Here is a 2,688-nt window from a genome sequence, read left to right on the forward strand (position 1 = left end):
CGCCGCGCCCAGAAGCGGCACGGCGGCGGCCGCCGCGGCGAGAGCCAAGGCGACCACGACCCGCGTTTCGAGCGAAGCGTCCGGCCCGGCGACGACCGCCATCACCGCGCGGCCGGCGCGCAGCGGGGCGAAGATCAGCCCGATCCCGAACTGCAGCCCGGCCGCGGCGGCCAACCCGCACGCCGCCGCCAGCCCGAGCGCGAGCATGAACAACGCGCCGTATTCGAACAGCATCGTCCGCTCCTCGTCCGATGATAACGCGCCGTCTTCCCGCGCGGTTGCACTATCCGAGGACCGGTCGGGCGCCGCGCGCCCCGCCGACGAAGGCGGCCGCCGGCGCGAAGACGCCGACGGCCTCGTCCGCCCCGCTCAGCGCGGCTCGCCGGCGAGCGTCGCGACGTTCGCCCAAGTCTCCGGATCGGAGGCGGTCAGCGTGCGCAGGTAGACGTCCACGTCCTCCGCGGGGAACTCCGCGCGCAGCGTCGCGGCCGCCGCGGCGACCTTTTCCGCGTCCGGCGGCTCGAACTGCGCGCCGTCCTTGATCAGGCCGTTCTCGTGCTCGATCCCGAGCGCGTCGAGGAACCGCCCGAGCATCGGACGCCGTTCCCGCAGATGGAACGACAGCAGCGCCTGCATCGCCGTGTCCTCGGGCGCCCCGCCCTCGGCCAGCAGCCGCGCGCGGCGCGTCTTCGGCATCTGCTCGAGGAACTGCGGGCGGATCCCCCGCGCCGCGAGCCACGGAGCGAGGCACGTCAGCCGGGCCTGCCGGTTGAGGTTCTCGTCTTCCCACAGCGCGAGCGCCGCCGCCTCGCGGCGATCCTTCGGCATCGCGCTCCAAATCTGTCTCGCCGTCCACAGCGCCATCGGTGCGTCCTTCCTTGTGAAATCGCTCAAAACAGCCGCACAACGTTAGCCCGTAACGATCGCCGGCGCCCGCCCGGCGGCGGTTCGCCGCGGCGAACGGACGCGCGCCGCGCCGCCCGAGAATGATACCGGCCGCCCGCGCCGCGCGGACGTCCTCAAGCGCCGCGCGCCGCCGCGCGCACCGCCGCGAGGACCCGCTCCGGGGCGATCTCCTCGAGGCAGCGATGGTGGCCGCGGGGACAGACCGCGTCGCCGTGCGGGCTGCACGGCCGGCAGTCGAGATCGACGGTCAGCACGACGTACGGCCGGCCGTCGGCGAGCGGCGTCGGATCGGTCGGGCCGTGCAGCACCACCGCCGGCGTGCCGAGGGCGCGCGCGATGTGCGCCGGCCCGGAATCGCCGCCGACGAACGCCGCGGCCAAGGAGAGCTCCGCGGCCACGCCGCGGATCCCGACGCCGCGACGGTCGAGCGCGCGCGGGCGACCGGCGAGAAGCCGTTCGACGAGCGCGGTTTCCTCGGGCCCGCCGTAGAGCGCCGGAGCGAAGCCGTCGGCCGCGGCGAGGTCGAGCAGCGCCTCGACGTGCCGCTCCGGCCAACGCTTCGTCGCGTAGTGCGCGCCCGGCGCGATGGCCAGCAGCGGCTCGCCGCGCCAGCCCGCGGCCGCGAGCGCCTCCGCCGCCGCCGCGCGCCGCACCGCGCCGACCGCGAGGCTCATCGGCCGCGGGGCGGGAAGCGGGCCGAACGGCGAGAGGAGCGCCGTCGGGCGCTCCGGGAAGCGGCGATGTCCGTCGTCGCGCGGCACGAGGTGGTCGTAGCAGGCGCCGCGCGCCGGGCCGCGGAAGCCGACGCGGCAGGGCGCGCCGGAGAGGCGCGCGAGCAGCGCCGTCCGCCCCGAACGGGTCACGCCGAGAAAGACGTCGGGCCGCCGCGCGCGCACCGCGCGGGCGACGCGCAGCAGGCCGACGGCGCCGCGGTCGCGCCCGCCCTTGTCGTAGGCGATCAGCTCGGGGTTCGCCGGATGGTCGAGCAGCACTTCGAGCGCCGCCGGACGGCCGACGACGGCCAGGGCCGCGTCGGGCCAACGCCCGCGGATCTCGTCGAGCAGCGGCGTGGCGAAGACCATGTCGCCGATGAAGGCGAGCTGGGCGACGACGATCGAGCGCGGCGGCTCGGAGGCGGCGACGGGACGTCTCATGCGGCCATTGTAGTCGGCGCCGATTCGGCCGCCTCCCCGCCGCGCGCCGCCCGCGACCGCGAAGGCGCCGCGCTCCGGACGCGTCCCGCCGCGCCGCGCGCCTCCTGCGACCGCGAGAGCGCCCGACGCGCCCCCGCCTCGTCCCGCGCCCCGGGCCGCGGCGTCGAGGCCACGCGGAAACGACCGCGCCCGCCTTCCGTCCCTCGGCCCCCGGGCCGTGGTAGTGTCGTCCCGAGAAGCGTCGGCGAACCGCACGGACGCGGGGCGCGCGCGACGCCGCGGGATCCGCGCGGCGCGCCCGAGGAACGGCCGCGGGGCGCGCTTCCGCGCGAAGGAGGCTTTCCATGTTCAGGACCATCGGCGCCGCGGCCGCCGCCTGCGGCGTCCTCTTCGCCGCCGTCCCGGCCGCCGCCCAAACGCCCGGAGCGGACGTCGTGGAGCCGGCCACGAAGATGGTCTTCGCCTCTTCGGCGACGTTTGCCGGCGACTCCAGGGCGCTACAACTCGCCGGAACCGGCGTCCGGAGCAAGCTGATCTTCAAGGTCTACGCCTTCGGCTTCTACGTCGACGCGGAGGCCGCGCGCGGGCCGCTCGCGCGATGGGCGGGCAAGACGGCGGAGGAGCTGCG

At 76.6% G+C, this 2,688-nt stretch carries 4 protein-coding genes; 1 reads left to right on the forward strand and 3 read right to left on the reverse strand.

What is annotated here, in order from left to right; all coding sequences use genetic code 11:
* From LLG88_02920 to LLG88_02930, 3 genes are all read right to left on the reverse strand, one after another.
* Window positions 1–234 (reverse strand): hypothetical protein (locus LLG88_02920; GenBank protein MCE5245860.1); only part of this gene is annotated, 234 nt, incomplete at its 3' end.
* Between the two features lie 135 nt (window positions 235–369).
* On the reverse strand, window positions 370–864 hold the full coding sequence (locus LLG88_02925; protein MCE5245861.1) for a hypothetical protein: 495 nt from the start codon (window positions 862–864) through the stop codon (window positions 370–372).
* 155 nt (window positions 865–1,019) lie between these two features.
* The gene (locus LLG88_02930; GenBank protein ID MCE5245862.1) at window positions 1,020–2,060 is read right to left on the reverse strand and encodes a glycosyltransferase family 9 protein; all 1,041 of its coding nucleotides are present in this window, start codon (window positions 2,058–2,060) and stop codon (window positions 1,020–1,022) included.
* A 344-nt stretch (window positions 2,061–2,404) separates the two neighbouring features.
* Between LLG88_02930 and LLG88_02935 the strand changes: the two genes are divergently transcribed.
* On the forward strand, window positions 2,405–2,688 hold a 284-nt coding region (locus LLG88_02935), incomplete at its 3' end, for a chalcone isomerase family protein (GenBank protein MCE5245863.1).

The organism is bacterium (genome assembly GCA_021372775.1).
Taxonomy (GTDB): domain Bacteria; phylum Acidobacteriota; class Polarisedimenticolia; order J045; family J045; genus JAJFTU01.